At 44.5% G+C, this 14,848-nt stretch carries 8 protein-coding genes and 1 pseudogene; 2 read left to right on the forward strand and 7 right to left on the reverse strand.

Features of this window, described 5'->3' with window-relative positions:
• Nucleotides 1-81: 81 nt before the first annotated feature.
• On the reverse strand, nucleotides 82-468 hold the full coding sequence (locus VXP95_RS07425) for an SCP2 sterol-binding domain-containing protein (protein WP_004280536.1): 387 nt from the start codon (nucleotides 466-468) through the stop codon (nucleotides 82-84).
• A 206-nt stretch (nucleotides 469-674) separates the two neighbouring features.
• Nucleotides 675-1,601, reverse strand: coding sequence for a tRNA 2-thiocytidine(32) synthetase TtcA (ttcA, locus tag VXP95_RS07430; RefSeq protein WP_064096311.1), 927 nt, complete (start codon nucleotides 1,599-1,601; stop codon nucleotides 675-677).
• 499 nt (nucleotides 1,602-2,100) lie between these two features.
• Here ttcA and VXP95_RS07435 point away from each other — a divergent pair, with 499 nt between their 5' ends.
• Together VXP95_RS07435 and htpX are read left to right on the forward strand one after the other, a co-directional pair.
• Entirely contained in the window at nucleotides 2,101-2,973 is an 873-nt protein-coding gene (locus tag VXP95_RS07435; RefSeq protein ID WP_064096312.1) for a lytic transglycosylase domain-containing protein, read from the forward strand.
• Nucleotides 2,974-3,149: 176 nt separating this feature from the next.
• Nucleotides 3,150-4,055, forward strand: a complete 906-nt coding sequence (gene htpX / locus VXP95_RS07440; protein ID WP_191730774.1) for a protease HtpX — start codon at nucleotides 3,150-3,152, stop codon at nucleotides 4,053-4,055.
• A gap of 102 nt (nucleotides 4,056-4,157) precedes the next feature.
• Here htpX and VXP95_RS07445 read toward each other — a convergent pair whose 3' ends face one another.
• The 5 genes and pseudogenes from VXP95_RS07445 to VXP95_RS07465 form a co-directional block, all read right to left on the reverse strand.
• Entirely contained in the window at nucleotides 4,158-4,736 is a 579-nt protein-coding gene (locus VXP95_RS07445; protein ID WP_416711785.1) for a DUF4112 domain-containing protein, read from the reverse strand.
• Nucleotides 4,737-4,810: 74 nt separating this feature from the next.
• Nucleotides 4,811-6,146 (reverse strand): annotated as a pseudogene (mgtE, locus tag VXP95_RS07450) (magnesium transporter).
• Nucleotides 6,147-6,187: 41 nt separating this feature from the next.
• Nucleotides 6,188-9,313, reverse strand: a complete 3,126-nt coding sequence (locus VXP95_RS07455; RefSeq protein ID WP_416711786.1) for an efflux RND transporter permease subunit — start codon at nucleotides 9,311-9,313, stop codon at nucleotides 6,188-6,190.
• A 160-nt stretch (nucleotides 9,314-9,473) separates the two neighbouring features.
• On the reverse strand, nucleotides 9,474-12,569 hold the full coding sequence (locus VXP95_RS07460; RefSeq protein ID WP_416711787.1) for a multidrug efflux RND transporter permease subunit: 3,096 nt from the start codon (nucleotides 12,567-12,569) through the stop codon (nucleotides 9,474-9,476).
• Between the two features lie 255 nt (nucleotides 12,570-12,824).
• Nucleotides 12,825-14,426, reverse strand: coding sequence for an isocitrate lyase (locus tag VXP95_RS07465; protein ID WP_416680770.1), 1,602 nt, complete (start codon nucleotides 14,424-14,426; stop codon nucleotides 12,825-12,827).
• Nucleotides 14,427-14,848 lie beyond the last annotated feature (422 nt).

Here is a 14,848-nt window from a genome sequence, read left to right on the forward strand (position 1 = left end):
CACATTGATCACAATGCCATAAAAAAAGCTTACCTTAGGGTAAGCTTTTTTCGTCTTTATTCGAGCAAATCCCAGCAAGAATTAAGCCGTAGTATTTTCAAGCACTTTCTTGAACAGGTCTTTCTGTTCCTGACTTGGCTTGGCAGTTTGAAGTGCCATCAATTGTGACATATCACCCTGTACTTTGATTTTGCCAGTCATGAACGCCTGCATTGCAGCAGCCATGTCAAATTCCAGGAAAACTTTACGTAAGGTTTCGCCATCCATATTCAACGTGGTTTTGGCGTTTGAAGACAAACCTTTTTTGATTGCCCCACCATCTAAAGAGAGTTCAGTATTACCTGTAGTGTCTGCTACAACCAAATTAATCGCAAGGTTCGCCAAAGCCGGTGGCAGATTCAAATCGCCAGCTTGCGCTGTTAGAGTTTCTACAGTTGAAAACCAATCATCAGTTAAAAAAGCAGGCATGATCTTTCCTCAAATTATTTGTTCATTTGTGTCGGCTATCCAGACGACATCATGTTGAAGCTATTATGCTTGTGCTTTGTTATATCATGATCATTAGCGCAAAGGCTAACGAATTTTGTACGCCCCGTTCAATTTTTGTAGTTCTGTTTTATTTATATTTACAGCACAGACATCAACCTGTAGGCCAATGTCTGCAAATTCTCAAACTATTCTGCAGCAAAGCCCAGATTGACCATATTGATCCGGCGATTCTCCCCTTCCACGGCTTCTTCAGTCGAATCACTGCCTTTGAAGTCGAATTCACGCTGGCTGTCCAGCACTTCAAAATCAAATAATTCACGATCGACCAGCTGCGATGGCGAGACATTTTGCAAGGCACCAAAAATACTATGTAGACGTTTTGGATGTGCTTTATCCCAATCACGTAACATGTCATTGATAATTGCGCGCTGCAGATTATCCTGAGAGCCACATAAATTACATGGAATAATTGGAAATTGGCGCATTTCTGCATATTTGATGATGTCTTTTTCTTCCACATATGCCAGTGGACGAATCAGAATATTCTTTTTGTCTGAAGACAGCAGTTTCGGTGGCATCGCCTTCAAGCTGCCGCCATGGAACAGGTTCAGGAAAAAAGTCGCCAAGATATCATCACGATGATGGCCTAAAGCAACTTTGGTCGCACCAATTTCTTGTGCAAAACCGTATAAAGAACCACGACGCAAACGCGAACAGACGGCGCAATAGGTTTTGCCTTCAGGTGTCAGCTTTTTAGTGATGCTGTACGTGTCTTTTTCCAGAATGTAATAAGGAATGTTATTTTCTTCTAAATAACGCGGCAATACATCTTCCGGAAAACCTGGCTGTTTCTGGTCCAGATTGACGGCCACCACATCGAAGTTGATCGGTGCGATACGCTTGAACTGCAGCAGGATATCTAGCAGGGTATAACTGTCTTTACCACCAGAAATACACACCATGACCTTATCGCCTTCTTCAATCATCTTGAAATCACGAATGGCATGTCCGACCTGGCGGCGAAGCTTCTTCAACAAACGGTAGTAGGCTGAGCTTGTTGGCAATTCAGGTTTGAAATTAAATCCTTGTTCGGACTCAACTGGCGAGTACATAGACGAGATTAACCCATAAATAAAAATACCGCGCAATTTTAGCCGATTCGGCCCCGTATCGCATCAAAAGAATTTATTTTCATGAAAATGTCTTATTAATTTCATTTTCATGTTTTATTTAGATTGATATATTGAACGATTGCGTTCACTTTTTAGGCGAAATGCTTATCTTTTGGACTTTTCCACAGTTGTCCACAAAAGCTGTGGATAACTTTGTGGATTGAAACAGGCTTGACAACTTGTCCGGCTCAAAAGATAAGGCTTTTCTTTAAATTGATCATTTTTTGATCAATTTAATTATATATAAAAATCAACAACTTAAACCTGTCAAGCCTAAGGTTTTAAATTAAATCATATTTTTTTTCTACTGCTAAAATGTAAAAAATGACTTGCATTTACAAACTCGTTTATAAATGCAGCGCACAAGTCTTTTCATTCCGTAATTTTTTGTTAAACTCTTGATTAAATTTTTCTCTATTGTGTTTACTTAATATAAACAATGAAAATAAATGTACATGTTTTGGGGCGTTATGGGATCAGCAGCTTGCTATTGGCAGGTTGTTGTCATTTTGTTTATGCCGGTCAAACGATTTACCAGTTACGTGACAGTAATGGCAGTACTTTATTGACCAACAAGAAAAGTCGCTATAATCACTTACAGGTAGAAAAGAAGACTTATTATCCAGACAGCAATATTCACAGTTATAGCAACTGGGGCTCTAGTGAAGCTTCCGTGTTGCCGAGCTATAGTAGAAATAAAAATGCCTATGACTCGATTATCCGTCAGGCATCCCAAACTTATGGCGTTTCTGAAGGCTTGATTAAAGCCGTGATGCATACTGAATCTGGTTTCAATGTACATGCGCGTTCACCAGTCGGTGCACAGGGCTTGATGCAACTCATGCCGGCCACTGCCCGTCGTTTTAATGTCAGCAATGCCTATGATCCCCAGCAGAATATTATGGCGGGCGCCAAATATCTGGCCTGGTTATTGAAACGTTTTAATGGCAATACCAGTCTGGCACTGGCTGGTTATAATGCCGGTGAAGGCAATGTCAGCAAATACGGTGGTATTCCGCCCTTTCGTGAAACCCAGGACTATGTGCGCCGTGTGACCAGTCGCTATCAGAATCTGTATACCGAAGGCCTGAGTACCAATAGTATTTCACCTAGCCCTGCGTCGAGTCAGGGGCGTATTATTGCCAGCTCCGACAATTACTCCACGGGTTCCACCACCGCTGCCAATATTCAGGCTGCCAAGTATCAGCGTCAGATCATCGCACAGGCCGATGGCAGTTTCACTGATGCGCCTGCAGGCTCTTATGCCACTGCAAACGCAACGGCATCAGCAAAGATCTATTTGAGTGAATAATCTCTAAACAGCTTTGTTTTTAAACACCTATGTTTCAATTCGAACAAAAAATACCCTGTATTTTTTGTAGCCAAATGCTATTTTTTCCTTGAATTCTTCTCGATTTCGCCTCATATTGATTTCAATGATTTACATTTAATAATCAGATTATTTTTCTGTAATAAGAGGATTTCTCAATGATGCGGATTGGTTTGTTCTTGCTAACCAACCTCGCGGTACTGGTTGTAGCTGGCATTATCTTGTCACTCTTCGGTGTCGGTAGTTACCATGGCGCAGGTGGCTTGAATCTAGGCAACCTGTTGGTCATCTGTTTTGTGTTCGGTATGGTCGGCTCAATCATTTCCCTGTTCATGTCTAAATGGATGGCGAAAAAAACCACGGGTACTGAACTGATTGACCCGAATGCTCCTCGTAACCAAGCTGAAGCCTGGTTACTCCATGAAGTTGCACAGCTTTCTCAGCGTGCAGGCATTAAAATGCCGGAAGTGGGTATTTTCCCTTCTTACCAGTCCAATGCCTTTGCCACTGGCTGGAATAAAAACGATGCTCTAGTTGCGGTATCAACCGGCTTGCTTGAGCGTATGAACAAAGACGAACTTCGTGCTGTATTGGCGCATGAAATCGGTCACGTTGCCAATGGCGATATGGTGACTCTTGCCCTGATCCAGGGTGTGGTGAACGCCTTTGTAATGTTCTTCGCACGTGTCGCAGGTGATTTTATTGATCGCAATGTCTTTGGTCGTGAAGAAGGTGAAGCCCCAGGTATTGCCTATTTCGTGATTACTATTGTGCTGGATATCGTGTTCGGTATTCTTGCATCGTCTATTGTGATGTGGTTCTCGCGCCACCGTGAATACCGTGCCGATGAAGCCGGTGCACGTCTGGCTGGTAAACAGGCCATGATTTCAGCATTACTACGCTTACAGGCAGAATCTGAAATGCCAGATGCCATGCCGAAAGAAATGAAAGCATTTGCGATTTCTGCGGGTAAAGAGGAAGGTTTTAGCCTTGCTGCATTGTTCCAGACGCATCCAAGCATCGAACAGCGTGTCGCTGCATTACAACAGCTTGATTGTGCTTAATCTAAAACATGCACAAGTAATACCCATATTAATTCAAAAAAGCCTGCAGTAATTGCAGGCTTTTTTATTGGATTCATTCGCGTATTCTTTAGCTCAATTTAATCAGCTGATCCATTGATACAGCGCCATAATGCCCCATCCGATCGCGAAAACAAACAGGATCAGGAATATGGTGCCCAAAATATCCGGGATATGAATCCAGATCCAGGCCACGACACGATTCTGCCAGAAAGCAGATTGCTGCTGTTTACGTTCCAGACTTTCATGCAGAAACGGGTGTACCACATGCCGGTCGCTGCTAATCTGATATTCCTCACGGATATGCAGATGCACGACATCCAGCGCCTTGCGACTCGGCCGGATAAAAATATCAAAGACGGTACCAGCCACAGGAATAAATCCAACCACTGCATCCATTACTGCCAGCTTCATGACCGGATTGAGTTTGGCACTCGGTACCCCGATCTGTTTGGCCTTATGAATGGCATAACAGGTCAACACAAAACCGGCAATATCTCCAGCAACCGGAATCGTACTTAAAGCCGCATCTGCCCCCACGCCTTGCTTGGTAAACGGAATACGCACCACTGAATCCATCATATTGGCAAACTTGGCCAGATCACGTTCCAGACGTATCACTTCTTGCTGGCTTAGTTTTGTTTTTTGTTGAGGATCAGGCATGTATTTTTCCAGAAATGAAACCAATGTAATTGAGCATAAAGTATTTTTTAATTTAAGGTGTATCCAGTTGCAGATTAAAATAGTAATTTAGATGCAATAAATAAATAGATGATCACACCAGTGGCATCACAGATTGAAGTCACCAATGGCGCTGATGCACTGGCCGGATCCAGCTTTAATTTATTGAGTATAAATGGCAAGCTCATGCCGATCAAACAGCCCATCAGCACAATACCGAGCATACTTAAGGCCAGCACCACAGCGACCATCCAGTCACCTCTTATATATCCCAAGATGGATACGGCAATCGCCATGGTGCCTCCCAGACATAAGGCAACCAGGGATTCACGTCCAAGCAGACTAAACCAGTCCTTAAACTGCACATCGCCTGTGGCCAGGGCACGTACCATCAAGGTAGCGGACTGCGAACCTGCATTTCCCCCACTGCCGACCAGTAGAGGCAGGAAAAATACCAGCACAATATGGGAGGCGATAATCTCCTCAAAATGCGCAATCCCGATTCCAGACAATAAACTCCCGAAAACCAGTATTACCAGCCAGAATACCCGTTTCTGATACAGGCTAAAAATCGGTGCAGTTTTCAGACTGAGTTCATTCAAAGGTGTGACGGCACCAGATTTTAAAATATCCTCGGTACTTTCAGCCTCCGCAATATCCATGGCATCATCATAGGTAATAATGCCGACCAGCTTCTGTGTAGCATCGACTACCGGTAAGGCAATAAAATCATAATAGGCCAAGGTACGGGCGACCTGTTCCTGGTCTTCATCGACTGTGGCATACAACCACGTCCGTAGTCATGACTTCGGCAATCGTGGCATCCGGCGCTGCCTGGATAATCTGCCGCAAGGAAATTACACCCAGTAGATGCTGCTGTGCATCTACAATATAGATCAGATATAAGGTGTCATGATTTCCGGCAATATCACGTAGTACTTCGATCGCCTGACGCATATTAAGTTCCGGCGCCAGTGTGATAAAGTCCGAACTCATTAAGGCACCAGCCGTTTCCTCCGGATAGGCATGCAGCTCTCGCAGCACCTGCAGCGACTGGGTAGACAGCTTGCCCAGTAATTGCTGCTGTATTTCATAAGGCATCTGCTTATATAAATCAATAAAATCATCTGAATGCATGGCATCCATCAGACTGGCCAGCTGATCTGGAGGAAACTGGTAAGCCAACTGGATTTGCATGGCCAGTGGCAAGAACTCCAGTACCTCGGCCTGCCGCTCTAGCTGCTGAAATTGCAGATAGCGTTCCGCAGGTCCAAGTTCCGACAAAATTCTGGCCTGATCGGCAATGTTTAACTGCTGTAGAAGTTGGTGAATATTATTGTTCCCAGTAAGCAGACTCTCATGTAACTGCTGTATTTTTTCTTGATGCTGCATTCCCATACCATTATTTGCTGCAGGTATGAAAGCTACCCGCCCTAGAGTGAGTATTCCTGATTTTCTTGATTGATTTGTATAATTTTATTTGTTGCTTTGACACGAAACAGAGTTCGAATCAAGACAAACATAAATGGAATAAAGAACAGTACCAGAATGGTCGCAAAAATAACCCCTCCAAAAACACTGGCACCAATTTCCTGACGGCTAATCGCACTCACCCCTGTCGCAAAAATTAGAGGAAGTACACCGGCAGCAAAGGCTATAGAGGTCATCAAAATAGGACGTAAGCGCAAACTTGCGCCCTCCAAAGCTGCAGCTAAGGTGGTTTTGCCTGCCTGCTCTGCCTGTGCGGCAAACTCCACAATCAAAATGGCATTTTTACAGGACAGGCCGATGGTCGTCAGTAAAGCAATGTGGAAAAAGATGTCATTGGCGAAACCAAAAGCCCAGCAAAATAAGATACTGCCACCTACCCCTAATGGAATGGCACTGATGACTGCTGCAGGAATAGTCCAACTTTCATATAAAGCCGTTAAGCACAGGAAAATAAATGCGATAGAAATAATGTAAAGGAAAATGGCCTGACCACTGCTGCGCTTTTCTTCCAGTGCGGCTCCGCTCCAGGCCAGGTTCACACCTTCCTGTTCATCGACCAATGTTTCAACATCCTGCATGGTCTGACTGGAGAATTTGTCTTTTGGAATGCCGGCATAGACCGGAACGGCATTATAGCCCATATAGCGGTTAATACTGTTTGGACCACCCTGCCAGTTAAGGCTGCTAAACTGGTTAAAAGACAACATTTCACCTTGGTTATTTCTGACATGCCAATGGGCCAGGTCTTCAGGTTTGGAACGGTATTCAGCCTCTCCCTGCATAATGACACGCTTAATCTGCCCACGATCAATAAAGTCATTGATATAGGTACCACCCCACGCTGCAGCCAAAGTAGTGTTGACATTTTGCTGAGGAATAGCATGCTTCAATACGCGCTCAATATCGAGTTGCATATTTAGCTCAGCACTCTCTTTGGGCTGGTCCAACTGTAAAAATTCAATGGATGCTTGTCCTTGGGCGCGTGACTCAATCTGGCCAAATGCCTCCTGTAAAAACCCGGCTCCTTTATAATCCAAATCTTGTAACCAGAAATCTACGACTCGCCCATTACTCGACATGGACGGTGCCATAAAGAAAATCTGGGCATTGGCATGATTGGCAAAGTGTTTCTGGGCGCGATCTACCATGGCAAAAACCGAATCTTCGGGATTTTTACGTGCTGCCCAGTCCTTCAATACCACAAAGAGCTGCCCACGATAAGGCCCCACACCGACGTTATTTCCGCTATACCAGACGCCGATACTCTTGATGCGTTCCGATTCATGTTCCATTAAATAGTCTTGCACTTCACGTCCCACTTTCTCAATCTCGGAACGTGGCGCATTACCTGGCATTACGATCTTCCCCATCACAAAGCCCATGTCTTCAGTAGGCATTAGACCTTCGGGTAAATTTTTATAGACCCATCCAAACCCCAGGATACAGATACCGAACAATGCCAACATGCCGAATTTAAATCGCATACTTCCTGCAGACACTTTCTGGTAGCCTGCATTGAGCCGATCCATACCACGATTAAAACTTCGCGCCCAGCGTGCTTGATGAGTTTTGCGTTTAAGCAGTTGTGCTGCAAATGTCGGGGTAATAATCAAGGCAACAAATAATGACAGCAACATGGCCACCACCAAAGTGATGGAAAATTGCCGATAAATCACGCCGGTGATACTGCCAAAGAATGCCATGGGAATGAATACTGCAGTCAACACCAATGTAATGCCGACCAGTGCCCCGCTCATTTCCTGCATCGACTTTAAGGCCGCAGCTTTGGCATCCAGATTTTCTTCATGCATCAGCCGTTCAATATTTTCAACTACAACAATGGCATCATCCACCAATAGGCCAATCGCCAGAATCAGGGCGAATAAGGTAAAGCTGTTCAGGGTCATCCCCAAAACATACAACACGGCAAATGTGGCCAGAACCACAATCGGAATGGTGACAGCAGGAATAATGGTGGCCCGCCAGTTCTGCAGGAAAATAAACATCACGATAATCACCAGAAAAATGGCTTCAACCAGTGTTTTGGCCACCTGTTCAATGGAACCGGTAATAAATGGCGTTTTGTCCATGGTCATACGCAACTGATAGTGTGGCGGCAAATTGGCTTGCGCATTTTTTAATACCGCCTGAATCTGCTCCGAGACAGCAAGGGCATTACTACGAGGGGCCAAAGTAATGGATAAAGCTGAAGATAACTGACCATTGGTATAGTTAATGTGGTTATAACTTTCTGCACCAAGTTCTACTCGCGCAACATCTTTTAAATACAGCAATGAACCGGAATCAGTCGTTTTCACAATGATCTTTTCAAATTCCTGAACACTGCTTAAACGTGAACCACCACTTACCTTGGCATTGAGATATTGACCCTCGAGGGTTGGCAAACCGCCTATCGCACCTGAAGCCAATGGTGCATTCTGGGTTTCTATGGCATTACGGATATCGCTGGGCATCAGGTTGAATTGATTTAACTTGTGGGGATTGAGCCAGATCCGCATGGCATAGCCAGCACCATACAGCTCGATCTCCCCCATACCCTCAATACGTGACAGACGAGGTTCTACATGTACCATCAAATAATCTGAAAGTTCGGTCACAGTACTTTGACCACTCTCATCATATAAACTTAACAGTGCAAACTGATCATAACCTGACTTATAGACATTGACCCCGCCTTGCTGGGTTTCTTCCGGCAAGCGACCCAGTACACCATTGACGGCGTTTTGCACCTGTAACTGGGCTTGATCCAGATCGACCCCTTGTTCAAATTGCAAATCAAGTTGAGCACGTCCTACCGAACTGCTGGAATGAAAGGTTTCCAGGCCTTCAATCCCTTTGACTGCCTGTTCCAGAATCTGGGTGACCGATTGCTCAACAGTTTCTGCCGATGCTCCACGATAGCCTGCATAAACTCCTAGTGCTGGCGCATCCATATTCGGCATATGTTCAACGGGAATTTTTTGCAGGGCAAATATTCCCAGGCTCATCATGAAAATCGCAATAACTGCTGCAAATTTGGGACGGTAAATAAAAAAGCGCGACAACATAAACTAGAAATCCCCATCAGATGCATTCTGTTATCAATAGATGATTTCTATAGCAATTTTTAAACCATGCTGCAAAATTAACCAGTCATCGGATAAATGATTGGCCATAAAAAATCCCCGTCAATACGGGGATTTTTTAGCTTTGCAGTCTTTGTGTATATTAAGCACGCGATTTTTTAATGATCAGTCGACGAATCAGAACATACATAAAGGGAATAAAAATTAGAACCAGCACAGTTCCAAAAATCACCCCGCCCAGTACACTTACCCCGATTTCCTGACGGCTCACCGCGCCGGCACCAGTAGCAAAGACCAAAGGTAAAATCCCAGCGCCAAATGCCAAAGAAGTCATCAGAATTGGGCGAAAACGCAAAGATGCACCTTCAAGAGCCGCTTCCACTACAGATTTGCCTTGTTGCTGTGCCAGCGAAGCAAATTCTACAATCAGAATGGCATTTTTACAGGACAGGCCAATAGTAGTCAGCAAGGCAATCTGGAAATAGATATCATTTGGGAAACCAGCCAGATAACTGAAAATGATATTACCACCAATACCCAATGGAATCGCAGACATGACTGCAGTAGGAATACTCCAGCTTTCGTACAATGCCGCCAGACAAAGAAAAATAAAACCAATTGAAATCAGATAAAGCCAAATGGCCTGATTACTCGACTGTTTCTCCTCAAAGGAAAGACCGCTCCAGACCACATCGACTCCCTCCAGTTCGGCAATCAGTGCTTCCACATCCTGCATAGCCTGACCTGAACTGCTATCTCTGGCCCGGTCTGCTTCCATTTGCAGCGCGGTATAGCCCATAAACCGGTTCACCACTTCAGGGCCACCACTCCAGTCCACTTGCGAGAAGTTGCTAAAAGGTACCATCTGATTCTGGTCATTGCGTACATGCCACTGCGCCAGATCTTCCGGCTTGGAACGGAATTCTGCATCCCCCTGCATAATTACCCGTTTAATCCGGCCACGATCAATAAAGTCATTGATATAACTGCCGCCCCAGGCACTGGATAAAGTACTGTTAATTGCCGATTGGGTCAGACCATTGGCCATGGCCTGTTTTTGGTCGATATTGACGCGCAACTCTGCTTTGTCCGGATTAGAACGTTTGCCTAGGTTTTCAAAACTGGTGTAATTGCCGGTCTGAGCTTCCAGTGCTTTAAACTGCTGTTCCAGATATTGTCGGCCATTGCCATTAATATCACGAATCCAGAAATCCAGACCATCAGTTTGTCCCAGACCATTGACTGAAGGTGGCATGGACACGTTAATTTGTGCATTGCGATTGCCTTGAAAATGCTTCAGGGCCCGTTCACGAATCGCTTGTGCGGTATTGTCCTGACCTGAACGCTCATCCCAATGTTTCAATGCCACAAAACCGGTCGCCAGATTCTGACCAGTTCCAGAGAAATTTCGCCCATAACGGATCATCACCAGATTGACATTGGCTTGTTCCTGATCGAGAAAATATTGGCGGACTTGCTCTCCGATCTGAATGGTATTTTTCAGCGGTGCGCCCTCCTGCAATTTAATCTGCAGACTTAAAATCCCCTGGTCTTCAGCCGGCAAGAAACTGGTCGGCAAGGCCCGGTAGAACAGACCGAATACACAGATCAATCCGGCAAATATCACCAGACACACCGCCTGATGCCGGATCGTCATCTGAGCCAGTTTAAGATAGCGCTGTTTCAGATGATCCAGTTTCCGGTTAAACCATGCAGCCCATTTGGCTGGTTGAGGATTTGGCTTGAGAATGAGGGCACACAGTGCGGGAGTCAGAACAAGCGCCACCATCAGGGACAGAGACATGGCTGCAACCAGGGTAATAGAGAACTGACGGTAAATCACCCCGGTAGAACCGCCAAAGAAAGCCATGGGAATAAATACTGCGGTCAGCACCAAAGTAATCCCGATCAGTGCCCCACTAATTTCCTGCATGGACTCTAAAGCTGCCTCCTGCGCAGACAGATTCTGTTCATGCATCAGACGTTCGACATTTTCTACTACCACAATTGCATCATCGACCAGCAGGCCAATTGCCAATACCAGAGCGAACAATGTGAGCGTATTGATACTCATCCCAAGCGTATAGAGGACTGCCATCGTCCCCAATATCACCACTGGAACCGTCACAGTTGGGATTAAAGTCGCACGCCAGTTCTGCAAGAAAATAAACATCACAATGATCACCAGAATCACTGCTTCAAACAGGGTTTTTACAACCTCTTTAATTGATTCCTGTACGAAAGGTGTATTGTCCCGTGGGTAGGCAATTTTGTAGCCATCAGGCAATTGCTGAGAAATCCGGGCAATTTCAGCTTTAATCAGATTAGAGGTTTCAATAGCATTCGCCCCTGAGGCCAGTGAAATACCCAGACCTGCTGATGGATAACCATTATTGGTACTATAAGACTGATAATTTTCAGCACCCAGTTCCACCCGGGCAATATCTTTTAAATAAATAAAGCTGCCGGCACGATCCGATTTGACAATAATATTCTGGAATTCGTCCACGGTTTTCAGTCGCGAACCCGAAGTGACTTTGGCATTCAGGTATTGCTCCTCCACTGCAGGCAAATCTCCGATTGCACCTGCAGCGACCTGGGTATTCTGGGATTCGATTGCGGCACGCACATCACTTGGCATCAGGTTATATTGTTTTAATTTCCTTGGGTCCAGCCAGATCCGCATCGCATATTGCGACCCGAAGACATCCACCTCACCAATTCCCTCGATCCGGGAAATATCCTGTTCCAGATGGGTCATCAGATAATCAGAAAGTTCAATATTGTTGCTGCGTCCGGATTCATCGTACAGGCTGATCACCATATGCGTATCACCAAGCGACTTAAAGACATTAACACCTTGGCGTTGTACATCTTCTGGCAAGCGGTTCAGAACGCCATTAATCGCATTTTGTACCTGCACCTGTGCGGTATCCGGATCGGTACCATTTTCAAAACTAATGCTGACCCGGCTACGCCCCGAAGAATCACTACTCGAACTAAAATACAGCAAATGATCGATACCTTTAATCTGCTGTTCCAGCACCTGGGTCACGCTTTCTTCTACAGTTTCCGCAGAAGCACCGCTATAGGTTGCTGCCACTGTTATCCGTGGCGGTGCAATATCCGGATAACGTTCCACTGGCAAGTTCATTACCGCGAACATGCCAATTGCCATGACCATAATCGCCAGTACTGCAGCAAAGATCGGGCGGTGGATAAAAAATTTAGACAGCATAAGTCCGAGTCACTTTTAATTAATTGGGGATAGAGGTCGTGCAAAATACAAGCAGTCTATATTTGAATATTCAGTGACATAGCAGCAGATTGCAAGAATTAAACACATAAAACTGCGATAAAAACCAATCATGGAGAAATTATGGATAATCCTGGCTGTACACGTTCCTGAGGTTGCGCATCCCTAAATTAATAGCATTTTTTCAAACAAAAAACCCTGCGTCTGCAGGGTTTTTTGGTGAATCAATTAAGCGGATTAAGCGCTGAACTGGTTCATTGTGTTTTTAGAATCATCACCAGCTTTCAATGCATTGTCACCAGCGAAGATTTCTTTGTGGTCATCACCGATGTCAGAACCAGCCATTGCTTGGTGTTTAACACATGCGATACCGCCGCGGATTTCTTTACGTTGTACGCCAGCAACATAAGCCAACATACCTTCAGTACCGAAGTAACCTTGAGCAAGCTCATGCGTAGAAAGCGCAGCTGTGTGGTAAGTCGGAAGTGTGATCAAGTGATGGAACACACCCGCTTCACGAGCAGCATCAGCCTGGAATGTACGAACTTTTTCGTCAGCTTCAGCAGCCAATTCAGAATCGTCGTACTCAGCGCTCATCAATTTAGCACGGTCGTATGCAGATACGTCTTTACCTTCAGCAACCCAACGGTCATACGCTTGTTGACGGAAGTTCAGTGTCCAGTTGAATGATGGAGAGTTGTTGTAAACAAGTTTCGCATTTGGCACAACTTCACGTACACGGTTAACCATGTGAGCGATTTCAGCCACGTTTGGAGTCGCAGTTTCGATCCAAAGAAGGTCAGCACCGTTTTGTAAGCTAGTGATACAGTCAAGTACAACGCGGTCGATCTGAGTGCCTTCACGGAACTGGTACAAGCCAGAAGCAAGACGTTTAGGACGGTGAAGTTTGCCATCACGTTTGATCAGGATTTCGTCTTCTTGTGCTTCAGAGATGTCAATTTCTTGAGTGTCTAAGTAGCTGATGTATTGAGAAGCGATGTCGCCTGGCTCTTTAACCACTGGGATTTTTTGAGTCAAGTCAGCGCCTTCAGAGTCAGTACGTGCAACGATGATACCGTCGTCAAGACCCATTTCAAGGAATGCATAGCGAAGAGCGTGGATTTTCGCGATGAAATCTTCGTGTGGAACAGTTACTTTACCAGCCTGGTGACCACATTGTTTTGCATCAGAAACCTGGTTTTCGATTTGTAGTGCACAAGCACCCGCTTCGATCATTTTCTTGGCAAGCAAGTAAGTTGCTTCTTCGTTACCGAAACCAGCGTCGATGTCCGCAATGATTGGCACAACGTGAGTTTGGAAGTTGTCGATTTGTGAAGTGATTTCAGCTGCTTTAGCAGTATCGCCCGCTTCTTGAGCTTTTTTAAGCGCACGGAAAAGATCATTCAGTTCTTTCGCATCCGCTTGACGTAAGAATGTGTAGATTTCTTCGATCAATGCAGGAACAGATGTTTTTTCGTGCATAGATTGGTCAGGAAGTGGACCGAACTCTGAACGAAGTGCAGCAACCATCCAGCCAGAAAGGTAGATGTAGCGACGTTCAGTTGTACCGAAGTATTTTTTGTTCGCAATCATTTTTTGTTGCGCGATAAAACCGTGCCAGCAACCTAGTGATTGAGTGTATTTGCTAGAGTCGGCATCATAAGCAGCCATATCACGACGCATAATTGCCGCTGTATATTTCGCAATGTCCAAACCAGTTTTGAAACGGTTTTGAAGTTGCATACGCGCAGCATCTTCAGGACTGATGTCTGCCCAAGTGTTACCGAATTTCGCTTTTAATTCGCGGATTGCATCAATCGCTGTTTGGTATGTAGTCATGATATATTCCTGTAATAATATTAGGATTTTTCTGCAACGAACCGCTCAAATCACACCCTCAGTGACTTGTTCAGATTTTCGACGATCCGTTGGGATAACTAAAGATTAGTTGGCTTATGAAAATTAATCCAATAGTCTGCAAGAATCTTCAGTATTTATTTAAAAAATGAGTAGATCAAAGTCTTAGTAAAGTTTCAACACAACAAATTAAAACACTGTTTTATATAAATTTATTGAAAAATATTAATGAGTAAAATTTAGACATTAAGGTTAAAAATAATTCATTAGACTTAAGTCTGGGACGGGGTCAGATACTATTTTATTTCACAAAAATAAAGATTTCTGATTATTTCTTAGTCTTAAGACATGAATTTATTGGTTTATTTTTCACGCAAATATTCATATATCAAACTCATAATATC

The sequence above is a fragment of the Acinetobacter sp. 226 genome (assembly GCF_048147925.1).
In the GTDB taxonomy this organism is placed as follows: domain Bacteria; phylum Pseudomonadota; class Gammaproteobacteria; order Pseudomonadales; family Moraxellaceae; genus Acinetobacter; species Acinetobacter pecorum.